This window comes from Dokdonella immobilis, assembly GCF_900115085.1.
In the GTDB taxonomy this organism is placed as follows: Bacteria; Pseudomonadota; Gammaproteobacteria; order Xanthomonadales; family Rhodanobacteraceae; genus Dokdonella; species Dokdonella immobilis.
In genome coordinates, this window is sequence record NZ_FOVF01000001.1 from 296,318 (window position 1) to 318,584 (window position 22,267).

At 66.3% G+C, this 22,267-nt stretch carries 12 protein-coding genes; 5 read left to right on the plus strand and 7 right to left on the minus strand.

The window, feature by feature from the left end; translation table 11 throughout:
* Position 1: 1 nt before the first annotated feature.
* A complete protein-coding gene (msrB, locus tag BM125_RS01270) occupies positions 2-526 on the minus strand; it encodes a peptide-methionine (R)-S-oxide reductase MsrB (RefSeq protein ID WP_092404089.1) in 525 nt (174 codons plus the stop codon).
* Positions 527-800: 274 nt separating this feature from the next.
* Here msrB and BM125_RS01275 point away from each other — a divergent pair, with 274 nt between their 5' ends.
* Positions 801-2,144 (plus strand): M28 family metallopeptidase, encoded by a 1,344-nt coding sequence (locus tag BM125_RS01275; RefSeq protein ID WP_175497814.1) that lies wholly within the window; start codon positions 801-803, stop codon positions 2,142-2,144.
* 178 nt (positions 2,145-2,322) lie between these two features.
* On the opposite strand, the gene BM125_RS01280 is transcribed toward BM125_RS01275, so the two are convergent.
* Together BM125_RS01280 and BM125_RS01285 are read right to left on the minus strand one after the other, a co-directional pair.
* Entirely contained in the window at positions 2,323-3,786 is a 1,464-nt protein-coding gene (locus BM125_RS01280) for a WS/DGAT/MGAT family O-acyltransferase (protein ID WP_092404091.1), read from the minus strand.
* An 83-nt stretch (positions 3,787-3,869) separates the two neighbouring features.
* Positions 3,870-5,297 carry a cryptochrome/photolyase family protein gene (locus BM125_RS01285; RefSeq protein ID WP_092404092.1) on the minus strand — a complete coding sequence of 476 codons (1,428 nt, stop codon included), beginning with the start codon at positions 5,295-5,297 and terminating at the stop codon, positions 3,870-3,872.
* 191 nt (positions 5,298-5,488) lie between these two features.
* Here BM125_RS01285 and BM125_RS01290 point away from each other — a divergent pair, with 191 nt between their 5' ends.
* Positions 5,489-6,352: a transglutaminase domain-containing protein gene (locus BM125_RS01290; protein ID WP_175497816.1), complete on the plus strand. Its 864-nt coding sequence runs from the start codon at positions 5,489-5,491 to the stop codon at positions 6,350-6,352.
* On the opposite strand, the gene BM125_RS01295 is transcribed toward BM125_RS01290, so the two are convergent.
* On the minus strand, positions 6,291-6,809 hold the full coding sequence (locus tag BM125_RS01295; RefSeq protein ID WP_092404096.1) for a hypothetical protein: 519 nt from the start codon (positions 6,807-6,809) through the stop codon (positions 6,291-6,293). The two genes, BM125_RS01290 and BM125_RS01295, sit on opposite strands and share 62 nt — an antisense overlap.
* Before the next feature lie 148 nt (positions 6,810-6,957).
* On the opposite strand from BM125_RS01295, the gene BM125_RS01300 reads away from it, so the two are divergent.
* The 3 genes from BM125_RS01300 (at position 6,958) to BM125_RS01310 (ending at position 14,952) form a co-directional block, all read left to right on the plus strand.
* Positions 6,958-11,946, plus strand: a complete 4,989-nt coding sequence (locus tag BM125_RS01300; RefSeq protein WP_092404097.1) for an alpha-2-macroglobulin family protein — start codon at positions 6,958-6,960, stop codon at positions 11,944-11,946.
* Positions 11,947-11,997: 51 nt separating this feature from the next.
* Complete coding sequence (gene pbpC, locus BM125_RS01305; protein ID WP_092404098.1) at positions 11,998-14,376, plus strand: penicillin-binding protein 1C; 2,379 nt, start codon at positions 11,998-12,000, stop codon at positions 14,374-14,376.
* Between the two features lie 93 nt (positions 14,377-14,469).
* Positions 14,470-14,952, plus strand: coding sequence for a YajQ family cyclic di-GMP-binding protein (locus tag BM125_RS01310; RefSeq protein ID WP_092404099.1), 483 nt, complete (start codon positions 14,470-14,472; stop codon positions 14,950-14,952).
* A gap of 259 nt (positions 14,953-15,211) precedes the next feature.
* Here the strand turns inward: BM125_RS01310 and BM125_RS01315 are convergent, their stop codons facing one another.
* The 3 genes from BM125_RS01315 to BM125_RS01325 form a co-directional block, all read right to left on the minus strand.
* Positions 15,212-18,565, minus strand: coding sequence for a hybrid sensor histidine kinase/response regulator (locus BM125_RS01315; RefSeq protein WP_092404100.1), 3,354 nt, complete (start codon positions 18,563-18,565; stop codon positions 15,212-15,214).
* Positions 18,566-18,854: 289 nt separating this feature from the next.
* Entirely contained in the window at positions 18,855-19,859 is a 1,005-nt protein-coding gene (locus BM125_RS01320) for an extracellular catalytic domain type 2 short-chain-length polyhydroxyalkanoate depolymerase (RefSeq protein WP_245778749.1), read from the minus strand.
* A gap of 50 nt (positions 19,860-19,909) precedes the next feature.
* Positions 19,910-22,129 (minus strand): TonB-dependent receptor, encoded by a 2,220-nt coding sequence (locus BM125_RS01325; RefSeq protein ID WP_092404102.1) that lies wholly within the window; start codon positions 22,127-22,129, stop codon positions 19,910-19,912.
* Between the last annotated feature and the right edge of the window lie 138 nt (positions 22,130-22,267).

The window sequence follows — 22,267 nt, forward strand, 5'->3', positions numbered from 1 at the left end:
ATCAACTCCTCAGGGCTGGCAGGGCTTGTCCGTTCGGCACGAATTCCAGGGCCAGCCCGTTGTTGCACCAGCGCTCACCGCGCGGTCGCGGGCCGTCGTTGAAGACGTGGCCCTGATGGCCGCCGCAGCGGGCACAGTGATATTCGGTGCGAGGCCAGACCAGCTTGAAATCACGCCTGGTCTCGACATGGCCGGCGATCGGCTGGGTAAAGCTCGGCCAGCCGGTACCGCTGTCGAACTTGTTGGTGCTGTCGAAGAGCGGCAGTCGGCAGGCGGCGCAGACAAAGGTGCCCTCGCGCTTCTCGTCGTTGAGCGGACTGCTGAATGCGCGCTCGGTGTCTTCCTCGAACAATACGTCGTACGCAGCATCGCTGACCACACCGCGCCATTCCTCGTGCGGCTTGTTGAGCGGAACGACCTTGCCGGACGCAGGCGCCGTGCCGGAGTCGGCGGCATTCGAACAGGACGGCAGCAGCGGCAGGACCACCAGCGCACCGAGATTGCGCAACACGGAACGACGATTCATGCAGGGACCTCCAAAACGGAATGGGTTGCTGGCGACGCATCGGCGCGATAACCGCCGCCGCGATGACATCGCCTGCGTTGCAGGAAAAAGCGCCGGAATCGGTGCGGTTATGGGCGGGAGGGAGCCGCACCGTTCCGGCAACAGACGCAGCCAGTCGGCCACGTGGTCACAGACCTAGACCGGACGATCGGAACTTTCATTGCATCGATCCATGGCAGGGCTTGCGCATACAATCCTGGTTACTTCCGACCCCTCCCCGGCCACAGGAGTTCACATGCCCGTTATCGATGCACCGGTGCCGCCCGCGCAAATGCCCGCGCCGAGCGCGCTGGTCGTCGATATCGAATCGGCCGACCGTACTGAACTGGCAGCATGGAAACAGGCCCGGGGTGTTCGCTGGTGGCTCGAGATGGGCGACCGGCTCGTGGTGGTGGGAAATTCGGGGGAGCTGGGCACATTCGATGCGGATGGCGCGGTGCGTGGCCGTATCGACGCCTTCCACATCGAGCGCATGCGCCTGCACGCGCGCGGCTGCCAGCGCGATACGACGACACCCGGGCGCATGATCGCGCAAGGTGGACGCTGGGAACTGCGCGAGTTCGACAGCGCCGAGAGCGCCCGCGCCGCGGCGGCAGCCGGCGAACACGAGGGCGAATGGCAATCCGTGCAGCCGAACAGCGTGATCGCGCATCGGGTGCGGCCGCAACCCGATGGCGCCGCGGCCGATCCCCTGATCGTGCCGCTGGTCGATGCGATCAATCCGGCCCGCTGGTTCGCCGATCTCGACAGCCTGACCCAATGGGACCGTTCCAGCTACGGGCCCGAACTGGCACTTTCTCGGGCCTGGATCGAAGGGCGCTTCAGCACCATCGGACTCGAGGTCAGCGCGCCGGCCTTCAGCATGCCAGGCAGCGGAGGTGGGCAGATCAACGTCAACAATGTGATCGGTCGCTGGAACGGAACGCGGTTGCCCGACGAATGGATCATCGTTGGCGCCCATTACGATTCGCGCAATTCGAGCCTGTCCTCGACCACAAACACGCCGGGCGCGGAAGACAACGCCTCGGGGTGCGCAGGCGTCATCGAGCTGGCCCGGGTCCTGGTTGCAAACCGGCCGCAACGCAGCATCCTGTTCATGTGCTATGCCGGCGAGGAACAGGGCCTGTATGGAAGCAAGGCCCACGTGCAGGCGTTGCAGGCTTCCGGCGACCTGGCCAGGGTCCAGGCCGTGGTCACCATGGACATGATTGGGTACAGCGCCGACACGACGCTCGACGTGCTGTTCGAAAGTGGCGCGACCTGGAGTGCCTACCTGAACCAGTTTGCGGACGCGGCCGCGGCCTATGTACCCGAACTGCGCGTGACCCTGAGCACGAACCCTTTTGGCTCGGACCACGTACCGTATCTGAATGCAGGCAAGAAGACCCTGCTCGCGATCGAGAACGACTGGGACGTCTACCCGTACTACCACCGCAGCACCGACACCAGCGATCACGTCGGTGCGAATGCGCAGGCCATGGGCGGGGCCATTCTCAGGACCAGTGTCGCCGTGCTGGCCGAGTTGGCCGGGGCTTCGGACCGGATCTTCGGCGATGGCGTTGATCCGCTTGCACCATGATGTCCGAAGCGATGCGTGGGATATGAAGGCGCCGTCGTTGCGCGAGCAACTCGGCCACGATGCCATTTCGAAAGGTGAAGAAGGGCATCGCGCCTGAAGGCGCTCCTGCAGGGGTAGCGCAAGGTCGTTGAGCCTGAAGGCCCTGCTGCGGGCGCGGGCCAATCGACCTGGGTGGAATCTAGAGATTGTGCTGCAGGGTCGCTTCGGCATCGGCAGCGGCGATGTCCGACTCCCAGTCTTCCATCAGGGTGATCAGCAGCAGCTTCTCGAATTCCTCGGCGAAGCGCGCGGTCACGGCATCGGGATCGGAAACGCGCTTGGCGTCGCCGATCAGGCCGAAATGAACGCGGCCGTTGTAGCTGAGGATCGACAGGCCGACGCCGATCGAGCCCGATTGCGGAACCCAGAACATCAACTCGTTGACCTCGACGCCGGTCAGGTAGAGCGGTTGCTGCGGGCCGGGAACATTGGTCGCGACCGTGGTCGCCTTGCGGCTGAACAGCTCGAGCGCCGGTGCCTGCAGGGCTTGCGGACCCATGCCAAGGGCACCGAGCAGGCCGAGCGTGACGATCGCCTGGCGCGAGCTCTTCAGTTCGCGCATGCAGGCCGCGACCCGTTCGAGACGACGCAGGGGATTGGCTTCGCCGATCGGCAATTCGAGGAAGACCAGTCCGAAATGGTTGCCGAGCTTCTTGGCGTGTTCGAGCGGGCGCAGGTTGACCGGCACGGTCGCGCGGATGGTCATGCCGTCGACGTCTTCACCACGATCGCGCAGATAGCCGCGGAGCGCGCCACTGGCGCAGGCGAGCAGGACGTCGTTGACCGTGCAGCCGAGCGCGCGTCCGAGCGTCTTCACTTCCTCGAGCGGCATCGGTTCGGCCCAGGCGACACGCTTGATGACGCCGAGCGGGCCCTTGAGTGAGGTCTGCGGGTCGTCGGACAGCAGCAGCGCGTTGGCCAGCTCGCGGGTGATCTCGCCGCCCTCGCGGGCGACGTCGGCGGCGATGCTCGGGTCGTTGATCATCGCGGTCATCTTTTCGTAGACCTTGGTGCCGACCTTGAGCGCCTTGCCGAGCCCGGCCTGGGCCGGCTCGAGCATGCGTTGCCAGACATTGCCGCCATCGTGCTTGAGCCAGGTCTTGACCAGCTCCGCCTCCTTTTCGGGATGCGGCGCGGTATCGGTCAGCGAGAGCATGACCTGGACCAGGGCCAGGCCATCGGCATAGCAATGGTGGATGCGCGCGACCAGCACGCTGCCGCCGCGATAGTTCTCGATGACGTGGAACTGCCACAGCGGCTTGGAGTGATCGAGCGGCGAGGAGGCGAGTTCACCGACGAAATTCTCGAGTTCGATCTTGTCGGCCTTGCCGGGCAAGGCGGCCACGCGGACATGCCAGTCGAGATCGAAATCGACATCGGTTTCCCAGTGGGCACCGGAGGGCGTGTTGACCGCCTTCTGGCGAAACCGCGGATAGGCCAGGAAACGTTCGCCAAGCAGCTGCTTGATGGCGGCCGGCACCAGCGGCCCGGAGAACATCATGACCCCGGTGATCATCATCAGGTTGGTTGGCCGCTCCATGCGCAACCAGGCCGTGTCGACCTTCGACATGGCTTCGCGCCTGCCGGCGTCTGCTTCGAACATGCTGCCCTCCTCCCGATTGCGCCACCGTGGCGCTGGCGCCGGGCTAGCATCCGGGTCCGGCCCGGAAAACGCAACGACCGGCCTCAGTCGCCGGCCTTCGGCAGGTCCTGATAGGCGGCCAGCGCGCCCTGCCGCGATTCGGCCAGGTCGACCATGGGTGGCGGGTAGCCGGTCGCCTCGAGGCAGTCGGGCTCGGTCCACGGGTGATGGATCAGGGAGGCCGGCAGGTCGGCCAGCTCCGGCACCCAGCGACGCACGTAGACACCATCCGGGTCGAACTTCTCGCCCTGGGTGACCGGATTGAATATGCGGAAATACGGCGCGGCATCGACGCCGCAACCGGCGGTCCACTGCCAGCCCTGCGAGTTGTTGGCGAGGTCGGCATCGACCAGGGTGTCCCAGAACCAGGCCGCGCCGTGCCGCCAGTGCTGGCGCAGGTTCTTGGTCAGGAACGAGGCGACCAGCATGCGCACGCGGTTGTGCATGATGCCGGTCGCCCAGAGTTCACGCATGCCGGCGTCGATCATCGGTATGCCGGTGCGGCCCTGCTTCCAGCGCAGAATCGCCTCGGGGTCGTCCTCGCCCCAGCGGAATTCGTCGAATCGCGCGTTGAGGTTCTTCTCGGGCATGTCGGGAAAGTGGAACAGCAGGTGCACCGAGAACTCGCGCCAGCCGATTTCGCTCAGGAACTTTTCTGCGCCGGTGGAGCGAGCTGCCTGGCCCTCCGGCCGCGCGCGTTCGTCGAGTTCCCAGGCGATCTGCATCGGCGAGATTTCACCAAAGTGCAGGTGCGGTGACAGTCGCGAGGTGCTCTCGCGATCGGGGCGATCGCGCTCCTTCGCGTAATCGGTGACCGCGGACTCGAGGAAGCGGTCGAAGGCGTCGAGCGCGCCGGACTCACCGGGCACCCAGGCCTCGTAGAAGCCCGCGTCCCAGTCCAGCCGGGGCAGCAGGTCGAGATCGTCGACAGCTAGCGAACCGTCGAGCGCGACGGTCGGTACGGAGTCCGGCACCGGCAACGGCGGGCGCACCTGCAAGTCGGCCCGCGCCTTGCGCCAGAACGGCGTGAACACGCGATAGGGCTGGTCCTGGCCGGTCTGCACTTCCCAGGGTTCGAACAGGACCGTGGCCTTGAAGCTGCGCGCGTCGACGCCGTCATCCAGCAAGGCCTGCTTGATCGTGCGATCGCGCGCGGTGATCGCCGGCTCGTACAGGCGATTCCAGTAGATCGCCGAGGCCCTCGTGGCCTCGAGTATCTCGCGCAAGGCCTGCAGGCTCGGCCCTTTCGCGATGTGCAGGCCCGAACCGCGCCTGCGCAGGTCGGCATGCAATGCCACCAACGAATGATGCAGCCACCAGCGGCTGGCCGCACCGGGCTGCCATGGCGCCTCCTCGTCCGGCGCATGCACATAGATCGGAATCACCTGTTCATGGGCATCGCGCGCGGCGGCCAGGGCCGGGTTGTCGGCCAGGCGCAGATCGCGGCGGAACCAGACCAAGGCTGTAGACATGGATGACCTTTCTCCGACGGGAGCGCCTACCTTAGCGTGGATCGGCATGCCTGATCCAAGCTGCGGTGACCCGGCATGTCCAGGCGCCACGGTCGCCGCTACCCTATGTGCAGGAGCAAGGGCAGAGCCCAATGAACGGCAAGAGAGCAACTCGTCAAGATCGAACTCGTGGCTGGCTGGTTCCGGCTGCCATGGCCCTGCTGGCCGTGATGCCCGTGCATGCGCACGACAAGCCGCAGTTGACCCATGAACAGGCGATCGAGCTGATTCACCGCTCGCAGGTGGCTTCGCCATACCGCCTTTCGGAAAAGGCGCGGGCCGGTCGTATCCGCTACACCATTGCGCTGGACAAGGGCGTCGAATGGCAGTGGCCAGAAACCTCCGAGCAACATGTCGCCCGCAGCGGCGACGGCGTAATCATCACGATCTGTTCCAGCTGCGGCACGGAACCGGCACCCGATGCACAGTCGCTGCGCCAGTACCTGGCTCCGAATCCCTGGGTCGACAGCGATTCGCGCGAGGTGCTGGCGTTCGCCCGCTCACACGCGGTCGGCATTACCGTGAAGGGCAAGCGCGTTGCGCGCCAGATGCATCTGCTCGAAAACGCCGTCAAGGCACACATGACCGGCGCCATCGATTTTCGCCGTTACGATGCAGCCAGCACTGCCCTGAAGTCCCACAACGGCGACTGCACCGAATTTGCCGTTCTGCTCGCGGCCGCCGCGCGGGCCCGCGGGATTCCGACGCGACTGGCCTACGGAATTGCCTATGCAAGCCGGTTCACCGGCGCATCCCATGTCTTCAGTCCACATGTCTGGGTGCAGGCCTGGGATGGTCAGCGCTGGACCAGCTATGACGCCGGCATGGGCCAATTCGACTCCGCACATATCGCACTGGCCATCGGCGACGGCCGTCCGGCCAATTTCGGGAACGTCGTTCGCGCGCTGGCCGGCCTGCGCATCGTCGATGCAGTCGGTATCGTGATCGGATTGCCTAACGGCGCTTACGGTGCCGCTGTGCCGAGTTCGAATCCGCCGCATCCGCGGCCGCAATAGATTGCCCATCCTCGGTTTCGCTGATCATCGGCAAATCCGGCAGGCTGCCGTCGTCGATCCACTGAGCGTCTTCGGCCGAGCTGATGCCCCCTACAATGATGGTGTCGTAGGGAACGTCGTTGGTCTGGTCCTGCAGATGTATCAACGGTTCCTGCGCAGCCGGTTGCACCGACTGCAGGGCCGGCGCGGCCTCGTCGCAATCCTGCCCGGCGGCGGCCGTGCCCACCGAAATCATCGCGGCCATCGCCACTGCCATGGCCGGGTTGCGATAGGCCGGTACCCGATAGGAAACGCACAGCGGTCCGCGCGCGGCGGCGAACAGGGCCCGGCGCTGGCGCTCATCGAGGCTATCGAGTGCATGCACGTGCTTGTTGCAGCGACCGCAGTGGCCGTCGATACGCAGTTGCTGGGCGCGGCTGAGCGGACAGGGGCTATCGATACGGGGCACACGGGCCATGGCGACTCTCCTTGTGGACAACGCGACTCTACGCCGCGCCGCGTGGCTGTCAACAGGATCGAGCGTCCCTGCATATCCACGAATTGCCCGAGAGCAGCCACAATTGCGCGGCTATACTGAACCCACAAACCTGGCCGGGGAATCGAAGATGTCAACGTTGCGGATCGTTTCGAGGTGGCAGTCACTTGGCGGCGCCGTTCTGTTGCTCGCGATCCTGGCTATCGCCGCCTGCGGCAAGCAACCGGCCAGCGTGCCCGAGGTGCAGGGCGAGAAGCCGGTCCAGGCCGAGCCGGCCAAGGCCATCACCGGCAAGTTCGAGGTGACTTCGGCGCGCGCCGAAATGTACCAGGGTCAACTCGCCCTGAGCCTGGAATTCCCGCAGCAACTGACCGGCGCGCAGGACTTCGACAGCCTGCTGTCGGTGACCGGGGCCAACGGCGAGGCGGTCAGCGGGAGCTGGGCGCTCGACGAAGACGGCAAGACCCTGCGCTTCCCGTTCGTCACGGCGAATGCCACCTATACCGCGCACATTAAGGGTGAACTTTCCGCTGTCGACGGCCAGACCCTCGGCAGCGAAGTCAGCAAGGACATCTTCACCGGCCCGCTCGAACCGGCGGTGGGTTTCGCCGCGCAGGGCAGCGTGCTGCCGGCGCGCGAAACGCGCGGCCTGCCGGTGGTTTCGGTCAACGTCGACGAGGTCGACGTCGAATTCCTGCGCGTGCACGACGACGAACTGGCGAATTTCTTCGCGGCCTACCAGAAGAACGCGCGCCGCGGTTCCTGGGACCTCGATCCGCAGTACGGCTGGTACGGACGCGAGGGCAAGCCGGTCGCGCAGATCGCCGATTCGGTCTACGCCAACCGCTTCGTCCTGCCCGGCAATGAAAACGAGCGCACCCTCAATTACCTGCCGATCCAGAACATCACGGAACTGGCCAAGCCCGGCCTCTACTTCGCCGTGCTCAAGCAACCGGGCCACTTCCGCGACGAACTGGAAACGAGTTTCTATTTCGTCAGCGACATCGGTATCCATACCCGTGCCTACAAGGACAAGATGTTCGTCCACGCCGCTTCGCTGAAGACCGGCGATCCGATCAGCGGCGTGGAGATCAGGATCATCGACGGCTCCGGCAATCCGGTCGTCACCGGCGTGGCCGACGAGAGCGGCAACGCGATGCTCGCGTATACGCTGAACGCCGCGCATGTTCTGGTCGCCCGCGCTGGCCGCGACGTGTCGATGGTGCCGTTCAACCAGCCGGCGCTGGATCTTTCCGATTTCGCCGTCGCCGGGCGCCGCGATGCCTGGTTCGACGTATTCGCCTGGAGCGGACGCGACCTCTATCGCCCCGGCGAGACGGTGCGCCTCTCGGCCCTGTTGCGCGACAACGATGGCAAGTCGATCAAGCCGCAGCCGCTGTTCGCGACGCTCAAGCAGCCGGATGGCCGCCTCTATGCCGAAGCCCGCCTCGAACCGAAGGACCTCGGCTATTTCGAATGGTCGCGCGAGATTCCTGCCGATGCGCCGACCGGTCGCTGGCAGGTCGAGTTCCGCCTCGACCCGGCGAGCAAGGAGGCGACCCAGAGCCTGACCCTGCGCATCGAGGAATTCCTGCCCGAACGCATGAAGCTCGACCTGGCCACGGACCAAGCGCAGCTCAAGCCCGGCGAGCCGCTCAGGCTCGAGGTCCAGGGTGACTATCTGTATGGCGCACCGGCCGTCGGCAACCGCTTCAGCGCGCGCCTGACGCTCAGCGCGGACGTGCATCCGGTCGAGGCACACAAGGACTTCTACTTCGGCGATCCGCTGATCGAGCTGCCCAAGGAAGCGAAGGATGTCGTCGACACGGCGCTCGACGAAAAGGGTCACCTGAGCGAGGAAATCAATCCGCTCGAGGAAGCGAAGCCGGCGCCGGTCGCTGCCGTGCTTTCGGGCAGCCTCTACGAAACGGGTGGACGCACGGTCACCCGCACGCTCAAGCGGACGGTCTGGCCCGCCGAGGTACTGGTCGGCGTGCGCCCGCTGTTCGACGTCAAGGATGGCGCCGGCGCGAACGCCAGTGCCGGCTTCGAACTGATCCGGACCAATGCCGCCGGTGACCTGCTGGCCGGCGACAACCTCAAGCTGACCCTGGTTCGCGAACGCCGCGACTACCACTGGATCTGGGATCGCGAGAGTGGCTGGCATTTCAACTACAGCGAGCGCTTCGAGAATGCCGAAGCGCGCGAACTCAAGGTCGAAGCCGGCAAGGCCACGCGCTTCGACGTGCCCGTGGAATGGGGCGGCTACCGCATCGAGGTGCTCGATCCGGCCACCGGACTGACCCTGCGTTTTCCGTTCACAGCGGGCTGGAGCTGGAACGACGACAACCGCGGCGGCGAAGCGCGTCCGGACAAGGTCAAGCTCGCCCTCGACAAGCAGAGCTACCGCGCCGGCGACACCCTCAAGGTCACCTTGACCCCGCCGCACTCGGGTCCGGGTGTGCTGATCGTCGAGTCCGACGGCATGCTGTACACACGCAACATCGAGGCCAGGGCCGGCAGCACGTTCGAGATACCGGTGACCGAAGCCTGGGAACGCCACGATGTCTACCTGACCGCGCTCGTGTTCCGCGGCGGATCGGCGGCCGAACGCATCACCCCCGCGCGCGCGGTCGGCGAGGCGTTCATTCCGATGGACCGCAGCGAGCGCAAAGTTGCGGTCGAAATCGACTCGGCCAAATTGATGAAGCCCGAAAGCGATCTCGCGGTGACCGTGAAGGTACCCGCCCTGGCCGGCAAGAAGGCCCAGGTGACGATCTCGGCGGTCGATGTCGGCATCCTCAACATCACGCGCTTCGGCGTGCCCGATGCGAACGACTGGTTCTTCGCCCAGCGCCGCCTCGGCGTCGACGCCTACGACCTCTATGGCCGGGTCATCGAAAGCTTCAACGGCGGCAATGCCCGGCTCCGCTACGGCGGCGACATCGGCCTCGACGCCCTGCCCCAGGCGCGCCGGCCGACGGCCAAGGTGCAGACGGTCGACCTGTTCGCCGGACCGGTCGACCTCGACGCCGAGGGCAATGCGACGGTGCAGATGAAGGTGCCGGACTTCAACGGCACCTTACGCGTCAGCGCATTGGTCTTCAGCGAGGACCACTACGGCAGCGGCGATACCGAAACCATCGTGCGCGCCGACCTCGTCGCCGAAATCAGCACGCCGCGGGTCATGGCCCCGGGCGACAAGGCGATGGTTTCGCTCGACCTGCAGAACTTCTCCGGCGCCGAGCGCGAGTTCCGCGTCCGCGTCGAGGCCGACAAGCCGCTCGCCGTCGGCAACCCGGAGCGCAAGCTGAGCCTCGCCGACAATGCCAAGAGCACGCTCGACTTCCCGCTCGACGCGCTGGAAGGCTACGGCGTCGGCAAGATCCGCGTGTCCGCGGAATCCACCGACAAGGCGGGCGATTCGATCCGCGTTGCTCGCGAGTTCGAGATGGTCGTGCGCGCGGCCTGGCCCAGCGTGCTGCGCTCGACGCCGCAATCGCTTGACTCGCTGGCCCCCGTCAGCCTCGGCAGCGCGGCCATGGACGGCCTGCTCGCCGATTCGGTCAATGCGCGACTGACCCTTTCCAGCCTGCCGCCGCTGCCATTCTCGGCGGCGCTGGCCGATCTGCTCAGGTACCCGTACGGCTGCGTCGAGCAGACCACGAGCAAGGGCTTTGCGGCGCTGCTGCTCGACCAGGCCACCGCCGACAAGCTGCATGTCGAAGGCCTCGACGACGGCGCACGCAAATCCCGCGTCGAGGGTGCGATCGGCCGCATCGCTTCGATGCAGGCGGGCTCCGGACACTTCTCGATGTGGGGCGGCGACAGTGGCGTCAACACCTTCATCACGCCGTATGTCACCGAGTTCCTGCTCGATGCCCGGGAAGAAGGCTTCGTCGTGCCCGAGGGCATGCTGCAGAAAGCGCTGCAGCGCCTGTCCGACGATCTGCTTTCAGGCGGCCATCCCTACTATGCCTACGACAACGCCGATCACCTGCGTTTCGCCGATGAGGCCTGGTCGGCCTATGTGCTGGCGCGCGTCAATCGCGCCCCGCTCGGCACCCTGCGCGTGCTGTTCGACAACGAACGCCAGAAATCGCTGACGGCCCTGCCGCTGGTCCATCTCGGCATCGCCCTCAAGCTGATGGGCGACCAGCCGCGCGCCGAAAAGGCGGTCGAGGAAGCGTTCGCGAAGACCGTACAGCGGCCGCGCTGGCTCGGCGACTACGGCTCCAACCTGCGCGACACGGCCCTGATGGTCGCCCTCGTCGAAAGGAACGGCATGGGCAAGCCCGAATATGCCGCGCGCGTGTTCGAGCTGGCGCGCTCGCTGAAGACCGAGCAACGCGAAGCCGAGCAGAACCAGTCGCGCTGGGGCGGCAGTGGGCGCATCTATCTGAGCACCCAGGAGCAGGTCGCGATCGGCCGTCTGGGCAAGCAACTGATCAATGACGGCGACGTGCTCGTTTCCGGCTCGTTCGCGATCGGCGACACGACCTCGGAATTCCAGCCCGATCGCATCTGGAGCCGCAGCTTCACGGCGGCCGACCTGCGCGCCGGCGTGCGCCTGACCCCGCGGGGCACGCCGCCGCTGTACCTGTCGACCGATATCGCCGGGGTTCCGCGCACGCCACCCGAAGTGGACGACAGCAAGGTCGCCATCCAGCGCACGTTCTACACGCTCGATGGCAAGCCGTGGGTCGCCGCACCGCTCAGGGAAGGCGATGCGCTGATCGTCGGACTCAAGCTCGAAGCGCGCGAGACGATGCCAGATGCGATCCTGGTCGACCTGCTGCCGGGCGGCCTCGAGATCGAGAACTTCAACCTGACCGACTCCAAGCAGTGGGCCGACGTCGTCGTCAACGGCATCACCCTGAGCGATCGCAGCAATGCGGCCGAAGTCCAGCATGAGGAATTCCGCGACGATCGATATGTCGCGGCACTGAAGCTCAACCAGGGCCAGGAGGCGCATGTGTTCTACCTGGTGCGCGCGGTATCGCCGGGCACCTACCTGGTGCCGCCGCCTTTGGTCGAGGACATGTACCGGCCCGAGATCCGCGGCATCGGCCGCAGCTCGGTCAAGTCCATCAAGGTGGTGCAGCCGCACGGACCATAACTGCGCAACGCTTCATTGCACCCCTGTAGGAATCTTCCGGTCAATATTCCAATGCCATCAGCCAAACAGACCAACGACTTGCTTCGTCCGGCGCGGCGCTGGATATGGCTGAAGCGATCGGCGCTCACGCTCCTGATGCTGCTCCTCATCGCCCTGATCCTCGATCGCCTGTTTCCGCTGCCGCTGCCCGACCCGGATCGCGGCAGCACGGTGGTGGTGGCGCGTGACGGCTCGCCATTGCGCGCGTTCGCCGATACGGAAGGGATTTGGCGGTATCCGGTTTCGATGGAGGATGTTTCGCCGCTTTACCTTGAGGCACTCATTGGTTACGAGGACCGCTGGTTCTGGCGGCATCCGGGCATCAACCCGGTCGCCGCCCTGCGCGCGCTCGGCCAGATGATCGTGAACCGCCGCATCGTCTCTGGCGGCTCGACCCTGACCATGCAGGTGGCGCGCATCCTCGAACCGCACTCGCGCAGTTTCGCCGGCAAGCTGCGCCAGAGCCTGCGCGCGCTGCAACTCGAAGCGCATCTGTCCAAGCGTGAGATCCTCGAACTCTATCTCGAGAATGCCCCGTTCGGCGGCACCCTGCAGGGTGTGGAGGCGGCGTCCTGGGCCTATCTCGGCCATTCCTCGCGGCGTCTCTCGCATGCCGAAGCGGCCCTGCTTGTCGTGCTGCCGCAGGCGCCGAGCCGGCTGCGCCCGGACCGCGAAGCCGCTGCGGCACGCGACGCGCGCGACAAGGTCCTCGATCGCATGGCGACGCTTGGCGTCTGGAGCAGCGCCGAGGTGCACGATGCGCGCGTCGAGTCGGTCGTCGCACGCACGCTGCAGCCGCCGTTGAGCGCAGCCCTGCTCGCGCGACGCCTGCACCAGGCGCATCCACGCGAGCGCCGCATCGAGACCAGCATCGATATCGAACTGCAGCGCAGCGTCGAGGCCCGCGTGCGCGACTACCTGGTGCGTCTGCCGGAGCGCACGTCGGCCGCCCTGCTCGTGGTCGACAACCGCGATCTGTCGACCCTGGCCTATGTCGGTTCGGCGACCTTCGGCGACGAGGCCCGGCTCGGCCATGTCGACATGGTGCGCGCCTGGCGTTCGCCGGGCTCGACCCTCAAACCGTTCCTGTACGGGCTCGCCCTCGACGACGGCCTGATCCATTCGGAAAGCCTGCTGGTCGATGCGCCGCAGTCGTTCGGCAGCTACCGGCCCGGCAATTTCGACATGGCGTTCAATGGTCCGGTCGGTGCCGCCGAGGCGCTGCGCCTCTCGCTCAACGTGCCGGCCGTCGATCTGCTCGACCGCGTGGGTGCGACGCGCTTCACCGCGCGCCTGGCCAACACCGGACTGCACCTGCGCCTGCCGCATGGCGTCGCCCCGAATCTCTCGATCATTCTCGGCGGCGTCGGCGCGCGCATGGAGGATCTCGCCGGCGCCTACGCCGCGCTCAATCGCAAGGGAGTCGGCGGCATCGTGCGCTATACGGCGGACGAGCCGCTGATCGAGCGTCGCGTGCTGTCCGAGGGCGCTGCGTGGATCGTGCGCGAAATACTCGAGGCCAATCCGCGCCCCGGCTATCGGCCCGGCACCTTCGATACCGGTTCGCGTCCGCGGGTTGCCTGGAAGACCGGCACGAGCTACGGCTTTCGCGACGCATGGGCGATCGGCGGCACCCGCGAATACACGGTTGCGGTCTGGATCGGCCGACCCGACGGCACGCCCCTGCCCGGCCAGTATGGCGCGGTCACTGCGCTGCCGCTCATGTTCCAGGTCGTCGACAGCCTACCTCGCACGTCCCTGTCGCGGGTGCCCGACGCACCGCCGGCGAGCGTCAGCGAGGTCGAGATCTGCTGGCCGCTGGGCCTCGCCTACGACGCGGCGAATGCCGATCTCTGCCAGCAGAAGCATGAAGCCTGGGTGCTCGATGGCGTCGTTCCGCCGACCCTGCCCGAACGCGATGCGCGCAGTTGGAGCGCCGGTCTGCTGCATGTCCTGGTCGATGCGGCGACCGGCCTGCGGCTCGGCCCAGGCTGCAGCGCTGAGGCCACGCGCGAACTCGATATCGCGCGCTGGCCCTCGCTGGCCTATCCATGGCTGTCGCGCGACCTGCACCGTCGCTCGTCGCTGCCCGCGCTCTCCCCGCGCTGCGCCAGCGACGGTCTCGCCGGCAGCGCGCAATTGCGCATCGACGGCATCGCCGATCGTGCCACGGTCGCGCGCGCGCCGAACAGCGACAAGCCGGCCGTGGTCCGCCTGCGCGCGCTCGGGGCCAGCGGCGAAGTCATGTGGCTGGTCAACGGCCGCCTCGAGACGACCACCACCGGGACCCAGTCCTTCGAGCACAGTTTTGCCGAAACCGGCGACCAGTCGATCACGGCCATGAGCGACGAAGGCAGCTGGGCCCGCATCGACGTCCACGTGTTGCGCTGAGCCGATCGGGCATCGCCGGCGCGGCGACGGCCCCCGGCACTGCGGACAGGTCCGCTCGTGCGTAGAATTGCGGCTTTGCCATGGAGTTCAGACATGCCCTCTTTCGATATCGTTTCCAAGCTCGATTCGCACGAACTGACCAACGCGGTCGACCAGGCCAATCGCGAACTCGAGAAGCGCTTCGATTTCAAGGGCAGCGGGGCGAGCTTCGAACTGTCAGACGGCGTCGTCGTGCTCAAGGCCGACGCCGAGTTCCGGCTCAAGCAGATGCAGGACATCCTGCTCCAGCGCCTGACCGCGCGCGGCATCGACGTGCGCTGCGTCGACATCGCCGAGCCCGAGGTCAACCTTGCCACGGCGCGCCAGAACGTCACCCTCAAGCAGGGCATCGAGCAGCCGCTGGCGAAGAAGATCATCAAGCTGATCAAGGATTCCGGCAGCAAGGTGCAGGCGCAGATCCAGGGCGACCAGTTGCGCGTCACCGGCAAGAAGCGCGACGAACTGCAGACGACCATCGCCCTGCTGCGCAAGAGCGAAATCGAGATGCCACTGCAGTTCGAGAATTTCCGCGACTGACGGCGCGACGGCATTCGGTGTTGGCGCGTCTTCAATCGCGATAACTCTTGCGGAACGATGACGAAAGGCATCGCGCCTGAAGGCGCTCCTACGAGGAACAGCGCACCGGGGCGCGGATTTCGCTGGCCCTTGTTTGCGCTTTGTCGCAGGAGCGGGAAATATCGGGCTTGGGGTCTAGTCCCCTGACAGTGGCGATGCGAATGGCCCCCGGCATCGCCGCCATCAGTGCGACCGTTGCTCGGGCGATTTTCAACGCGGATCAGCGGGAATTTTCGCCGCCGGTGTCGCGCGCGATCAGCTGCGCGAGCAGCGAGCGCAGGGCCAGCGGCTTGAGCGGCTTGTGCAGCAGTTGGCAACCCGCGGCGAGCACGGCGTCGCTGACCGTCTTGCCATGATCGGCGGTGATGATCACGCACGGAATGCCCTGGGCCGCCGGACCCAGTGACTCGCGCAGCTGCAGCCCGCTGACATGGTCGTCGAGGTGGTAGTCGAGCAGCAGCACGTCCGCGCCATGCTCGGCAAACAGCAGCCGCGCCTGCGCCGGGGTCTGCGCCGCGCTGACCTCGGACTGCCAACCGGCCAGCAGGGCCTGCATGGCCTTGAGCACCGCCGGATCGTTGTCGACCACGAGCAGGCGCCGGCGCGGCAGTGCCTGCGCCTGCGGCGGCGCCACTGTCAGCGGCGGTTGCAGTGTGGCTGTCGTCGGCACCTCGATCGAGAACACCGTGCCGCGCCCTGGGCGTGAGCGCAGCGAAATGCGGTGACCGAGCAGGCGCGCGATACGGTCGGCAATGGCCAGGCCGAGACCGAGGCCCTCGCCGGAATGGCCGAGCCGGCGAAACTCCTCGAAGATCAGCTCCTGGTCAGCCAGCGCGATGCCGGGCCCGGTATCCCAGACTTCGATCGACACGTGCGAGCGGCGACGCCGGCAGCCGAGCAGGATCCGCCCGCTGCGCGTGTGCCGGACCGCGTTGGCCAGGAAGTTCTGCACGATCCGGCGCAGCAACTGCGGATCGCTGCGAATCCATGCGCTGCATGGCACGGCATCGAGGCGCAGGCCGCGTTCGTCGGCCAGCACGCTGAATTCTGCAGCGAGGCCGCCGAGCCACTCGCGCAACGGAAACGCCTCCGCGCGGGCCCGGGTCTGTCCGCCATCGAGGCGCGAAATATCGAGCAGCCCGCTGAGCAGGTCTTCGGCCGAAGTCAATGCGCCACTGATGTTGTCGACCGCCTCGCGGTACTCGGCATGGCCGAGGCGCTGGGCCAGCGCATGGGTGAACAGATGTGCCGCATTCAACGGCTGGGCGAGATCGTGGCTGACCGCGGCAAGGAAACGCGACTTGGCGCGGTTCGCCTTTTCCGCCTCGCGCCGGGCCATGTCGAGTTCGGCGGTGCGTTCTTCGACGCGAAGTTCCAGCGTTTCCGCCACCTGCATCAGTTCGGCCTCGTTGCGGCGGAACTCGGTGACGTCGGTGAAGGTGGCGACGAAGCCGCCACCGGGCATCGGGTTGCCACGGATCTCGACGACGCGTTCGCCATCGTCGGTCTCGAAAGTGCGCTCTGCAACATACGGCGTTCCGGCGCGCATGTGGCGGATGCGCTTGTGGACTTCCTCGTCGGCCGAATGGGCAACGCTCAATCGATGGGTCAGGTTCCAGCGCAGCAGGTCGGCGATCGGGACGCCGACCCGCAACAGCTCGGGCGGGTAGCCGAACAGGCGTGCATAGGGCTGGTTCCACGCGACCAGTCCGAGATCGCGATCGACCACGCTGATGCCCTGGCTCATGTTTTCCAGCGCGGCCTCGAGCACGCGCTGGTTGAAGCGCAGATCCTGCGAGGTCTCGCCGACGATCGCCGCGACCGCTTCGAGTTCGACACTGCGCTCGCGCCGCGCCACGGTCAGCAACAGGCGTGCCGAGGAGGCGCCGATGACAGCGGCGAGTTCGTGCTCGATCGCCGCGACCAGGGTTTCCGATGCCGGCGAGTCGCCCTCGTTCGCGCCGAACAGGGCCTCAACCTGTTCATCCGCGAGGAATCGTGAAGCCAGTGCGCGCAGGTCGCCAACGTCGACGAGGCCGCGATGTCCGGACTTCGCGCCGTGCGCAAAACGCGAGCTTGCGACCAGTCCGATCACGGCCACGTTGGCGGCCAGGCTCAGGACGACCGCGCGCGCGAGCCGGCTCCAGTCGTCGAAGCCGAGCAGACGATCCGGGGCCAGCCATTCGATGCCGAACGGTCCCTGCTCGACCCAGGCCAGGGAACCGCCGGCAAGCACCGGCAACATCAACGCGTACAGCCAGACCAGGCTGCCCGCGACGAGGCCGGCACCGACAGCACGCGCGCCGAGTTGCGGACGGTAGACGGCCACGAGTACGCCCGGCGCGATCGCCGAGAGCGCCGAAAACGAGACGGCGCCGATGTCGGCCAGCGCATCGCTGGCGACCAGCACGCGGCTGTAGGCCCAGGCCAGCAAGACCACGACAAGGATGATCAGGCGGCGCTGCAACAACACTTCGCCACGCAGGTCGCCGACCGCGGCCCGCCCCCAGCCGGCACGCACGCGCAATGGCGCGATCCAGTGATTGCCGATCATCAGGCTCAGGGCCAGGGTCGCCACGACGACCATGCTGGTGGCCGCGCTGAGTCCGCCGAGAAACGCAATCAGCGCGAGCGTGCCATGGCCGTTGGCCAGCGGCAGGGCCAGCACGTAGAGGTCAGACGGTACGCCGAGCGGCGCGAGCAGGGCATCGCCGGCCCGGGCCAGCGGCAGGATCGGCAATGCGATCAGGAGCATGTACAAGGGAAACAGCCAGCGCGCCGTGCGCACATGCTCGGGATCGCGACACTCGACCACCCCGGCATGGAACTGGTGCGGCAGGGTGAAGACCGCAAACGCGCCGAGCATGATCAGGGTCGTGAATCCGGCGCTGCCACCTGGCGGTGGCAACGATGGCGATGCATCGGCCGGCAGGCTGATGCCGAACCAGACCAGCACGCCGAGCGCGAGCATGGCAATCAGCTTGAACAGCGACTCGAAGGCCATGGCCAGGACCAGTCCGCGGTTATGCGCGGTCGCGCTGGCCCGGCGCGCACCGAACAGCATGGCGAAAAGGGCCATGGCCAGGGCGACCCACAGGGCGCTGTCCTGCCAGGCCGGCGCCATCAGATCCTGGCGACGCGCGAGCATGCCGTAGCTCATCGCCACCGACTTCAGCTGCAGGGCGATGTAGGGAACGATACCGATGACGGCCACCGCAGTGACCAGTGCGGCAATGGCCGGACTGCGACCGAGCCGGATCGCCACGAGGTCGGCCAGTGAACTGCTGTTGTGCGCGCGGGCGATCGACACCAGGCGCATGAGCAGACCGAAACCGAACAGATAGATCAGGATGGTGCCGACAAAGGTCGGCGGCAGCCACCAGCCCGAGCGCGAGGCCTGGGTCACCGTGCCATAGAATGTCCACGACGTGCAGTAGACCGCGAGCGACAGCGAGTAGATCAGCGCCCAGTGTCGGGCGAAGAACTTCGGGCGTCGGTCGCCGAGCACGGCTGCGCCGAACAGCAGGCCGAGCCAGAGCAGGCCGGCGCCGAGGATTTTCAGGTCGGGCAGCATCGATGCGTTCCGTTGAGACGCCCGTCTGCGCGGCGTCTGCCGCTCGCGAACCGCTGCGGCGATCTCGTGTCCGAAGCCGCCTCCAGCGGGGCATGTGGGTCCGGGGCAGGAGCCACGGTGGGTTCCGCGAGTGGGGAGTCGACGGAACCGATCCGAAACCATTGGCCACGATCGTCTTGGGTCGACGGGCCGGCGGTTCCCCGGGCAGGTTTGCGCCCGGCGCTGGAAGCGGCTTCAGCCGCCATGTCGATCAGACGAACCGCGGCTGCGATTCGTCGCAGTCGCGGAATTATTCCAATGGCGCACCCAGCGCCGCGGCCGCATTGGCGAGCCAGCGCAGTTGCACGCCCTGGCGTGTGTCGTAGTCGGTACCCGAATAGCCCCACCAGTCCCAGCATGCCTTTGGATTCAACGGCGCATAGCTTGCGCGGGACTGAGGATATAGCACGACCAGACGGCGGGCATCGGCCCAGCGGTTGTAGCCGGCATCGCGCACGAATGCCTCGCCGACCGCATCGGCATTCTGCTGGCAGCCGTGCAGGGCGATGTGCAGCCCGCAGGTCTCGCCGGCAGCACAGGCCTTGGGCACGTAGACATAGCCGGTGTCGGCGAGCATCGCGTCCTTGCCCTCGGGCAGGTAGGCCTTCTGGTCGAAGCGGCGCAGTTCGCCGGTGGCCGCCTCGGCCGCCGCTGCATCGCCCGGATACAGCGCTTGCAGGATTGCGCCGGCAGCATCGAACCCACATTGGCCGAGGTATGGCGACTCGCTCGTCTTGCACGCGCCACCCGCGGCGAGGGTCGGAAAGGTGTGGGCCATTTCGCGCTCGAAATCCTCTTCGACAACGGCACCGCCGAGCGCGCGATACAGGGACGCGCCGGCAGCGCTGACGGCGGCACCGACGGTCGTGTCGAGGCTGCCGTGCATGACCAGCACGCGATCACCGGCGAGTCCGCTGAGCGGTGCAATCGCGCCGCTTGCGGCCTTTCGCCGTGCGCTTTCAGCCAGGCCGTCGACGTCTGGCAGCGTGTCGGCGGCTGGATTCATGCAGCGCGACAAGGCCACTTCGAGGCTGCCCTGGGCGCAGCCATAAGGTCCACCCGCGAGCAGGGCGACCCCGGCGATATGGTCGGAGAATGCCATATGCGCCTGGGTCGCCATGTACGCCCCGGACGACAGTCCCGATACCGTGGTCCGTGACGGGTCAAGCTTCAGCCCGGGAAGCGCGGCTGCGGATTGCGGCGAGGAGCAGCCCATCGTCGCGAGCAGGCTGGCGACGATGGCACTAGTGGCCACCGGGATGAATCGGCTTGCAGGAAACGATTTCATCGGCAGACCCGCATCGATCAGAACGAGTAGCGGGCGGTCAGCGTGTACTGCCTCGGTGCCCCGTAGAAGCCGGTGAACACACCCAGTGCCGAATTGATGTTGTAGCCGGTGGTGCGGTACTCCTTGTCGGTCAGGTTGGTGCCCTGCAGCGAGAACATCCAGTCCTTGCCTGTTCGCCAGATCACGCCGGCGTTGAGCAATCCGTAACCGCCCTGCGTGATCGGGTCCGCCGTACGCGTCACCTCGGTCGTCGCCACCACGTGGCTCTGGTAGGTGAAGCCGACACGGAAGGCCAGGTTGCCGCCATCGCCGATGCCGGTGTTGTATTCGACGTTGACCGAGCCCGATTTTTCCGGCGCGTTGGTGAACTCCTGTTCGTTGGCGATGTTCAGGCCCTGGAAGATGTACTTGTCATAGCGGGTCTTCAGGTAGGCCAGGTTGCCGCTGACCAGCCAGCCCTCCGCGGGCAGCCATTGGTACTCCAACTCGAGACCCTTGGCCGTGCCCTTGCCGGCATTCGTGAAGTCGCCGAAGAATGCATCGTCGGTGCCGTCGCCGTCGCTGTCGTAGGCCGTGAACACCGAGAGCTGGATGTCCTGGTAATCGTTGTAGAACGCAGCGACGTTGAGGAACAGGCTCTCATCGAGCAGGGACATCTTGCTGCCGACCTCGAAGCTGTCGACCTGCTCGTCCTTGAACGGCTCGGCCGAACGCGGCACCGCGGTGGCCTGGGCGCGGATGTTGTAGCCACCGGACTTGAAGCCGCGCGAGAACGAGCCGTACATCATCACTTCCGGCGTGGCCTGGTAGTCGAGCGAGATCTTCGGCGAGGTGTTCTTGAAATTGATCGTCTTGTCGAAGTCCGCGGCCACCGAGATCGGCGTGGTGTAGGTGCCATCCGAGTAGCCGCGGTTGAGCACGACTGCATGCTTGTCCTCGTCGGTGTAGCGAATGCCGGCGTCGAGCTTGAGCGTGTCGGTCAGGTCGAAGGTCCAGTCGCCATAGACCGCGATGCTGTCGGTGTAGACGGTACCCTGGGTGTCGCCGAACAGCAGGTTGAAGAAGTTGTTGAGAACCTGGCCACCGGCATCGCCGCTGAAGCTGTAGAGGCCGATCACGCCACGCGAGCGCCCGCCGGCGTCATAGTTGACCTGCAGTTCGTTGGTCGTCTGGCTGTCGCTGTAGAACGCCTTGACGTCGGCGATCGGTGCCTGGGTCGTGTCGAAATCGATATTGGTTTCGGTATCCGAGGAACGATGGGCGAGGATGTACTTCAGCGTCCAGGCATCGTTCATGACCCAGGTCGCGGTTGCCGACGCGCCATCCATGCTCGTGTCGTTGACGTTGGGCATGCCGTTGCGCACGTCGTAACGCGAATCGAGCGGCGGCGCGGTCGGCACGAAGCGGTTAGGCTGCAGCATCTTCGCGCCGCGCACGCCGGACTGATCGTCCATCCAGTCGTAATTGAAGATGATGTCGAAGGTTTCGCTGGCGAAAATACCGAAACTGACCCGGGCCGCATTGATTTCCTTGTCACTGACCTCCTGGTCGGTGACGATATTCCTGCCGAAGCCGTCACGATTGAGGCTGGCCACGGCAACCCGGGCGCGGAACTTGCCGCCCTCGTCAAGCGCGCCGCCGACCGCCGCCTTGGCGTCGAGCTGGCTGTAGTTGCCGACCGTGATCTGGCCATAGCCGCCGAACTTGGGACTCAGCTGTCGCGACACATACTTGATCGCGCCGCCGATCGTGTTCTTGCCGTACAAGGTGCCCTGCGGACCACGCAGGACCTCGACGCGCTCGACGTCGAAGACGTCGAGCAGGGCGCCTTGCGGGCGTGCGATGTAGACGTCATCGAGGTAGATGCCGACACCGGGGTCGACACCCCAGAGCGGATCGGACTGGCCGACGCCGCGGATATAGGCCGTGACCGTGCTGCTCGATCCGCGCGCGGCATAGATGGTCAGGTTCGGCACCTGTCCGCCGAGATCGCCGAGGTCCTCGATGTTCAGCGTGTCGACGCGCTCGGGCGTGAACGCGGTCACCGCAACCGGCACGTCCATCAGGGTTTCCTTGCGCTTGCGCGCCGTGACCGTGATGCCCTCGAGCTTGGTGACGGCAGCCGACTGATCCTCGTCGGGCGCCCCCGCGCTGTCCGTGTCCTGGGCGTGGACGCTGGTGTAGCAGGCCAGGCCGAGGACCACGCTGATGGCCAGACTGATCTTGGTGCGCTTCATGATTCCCCTCGCTGTTCGGCTTATTGATTTCGGCAATCGTCGACTCCGCGCACGCTCGACGGCGTGTCGCGGAACCAGGCTTTGCGCAGTCTGAGGTGCCGCGTGCAGGCCGACACTTGTACCTTGGTACAGTGGGCC

What these genes read in the sequence shown, in the direction of transcription:
- msrB (WP_092404089.1), bottom strand. Translation starts at nt 526, where the DNA reads ATGAATCGTCGTTCCGTGTTGCGCAATCTCGGTGCGCTGGTGGTCCTG.
- BM125_RS01275 (WP_175497814.1), top strand. Translation starts at nt 801, where the DNA reads ATGCCCGTTATCGATGCACCGGTGCCGCCCGCGCAAATGCCCGCGCCG.
- BM125_RS01280 (WP_092404091.1), bottom strand. Translation starts at nt 3,786, where the DNA reads ATGTTCGAAGCAGACGCCGGCAGGCGCGAAGCCATGTCGAAGGTCGAC.
- BM125_RS01285 (WP_092404092.1), bottom strand. Translation starts at nt 5,297, where the DNA reads ATGTCTACAGCCTTGGTCTGGTTCCGCCGCGATCTGCGCCTGGCCGAC.
- BM125_RS01290 (WP_175497816.1), top strand. Translation starts at nt 5,489, where the DNA reads ATGGCCCTGCTGGCCGTGATGCCCGTGCATGCGCACGACAAGCCGCAG.
- BM125_RS01295 (WP_092404096.1), bottom strand. Translation starts at nt 6,809, where the DNA reads ATGGCCCGTGTGCCCCGTATCGATAGCCCCTGTCCGCTCAGCCGCGCC.
- BM125_RS01300 (WP_092404097.1), top strand. Translation starts at nt 6,958, where the DNA reads ATGTCAACGTTGCGGATCGTTTCGAGGTGGCAGTCACTTGGCGGCGCC.
- pbpC (WP_092404098.1), top strand. Translation starts at nt 11,998, where the DNA reads ATGCCATCAGCCAAACAGACCAACGACTTGCTTCGTCCGGCGCGGCGC.
- BM125_RS01310 (WP_092404099.1), top strand. Translation starts at nt 14,470, where the DNA reads ATGCCCTCTTTCGATATCGTTTCCAAGCTCGATTCGCACGAACTGACC.
- BM125_RS01315 (WP_092404100.1), bottom strand. Translation starts at nt 18,565, where the DNA reads ATGCTGCCCGACCTGAAAATCCTCGGCGCCGGCCTGCTCTGGCTCGGC.
- BM125_RS01325 (WP_092404102.1), bottom strand. Translation starts at nt 22,129, where the DNA reads ATGAAGCGCACCAAGATCAGTCTGGCCATCAGCGTGGTCCTCGGCCTG.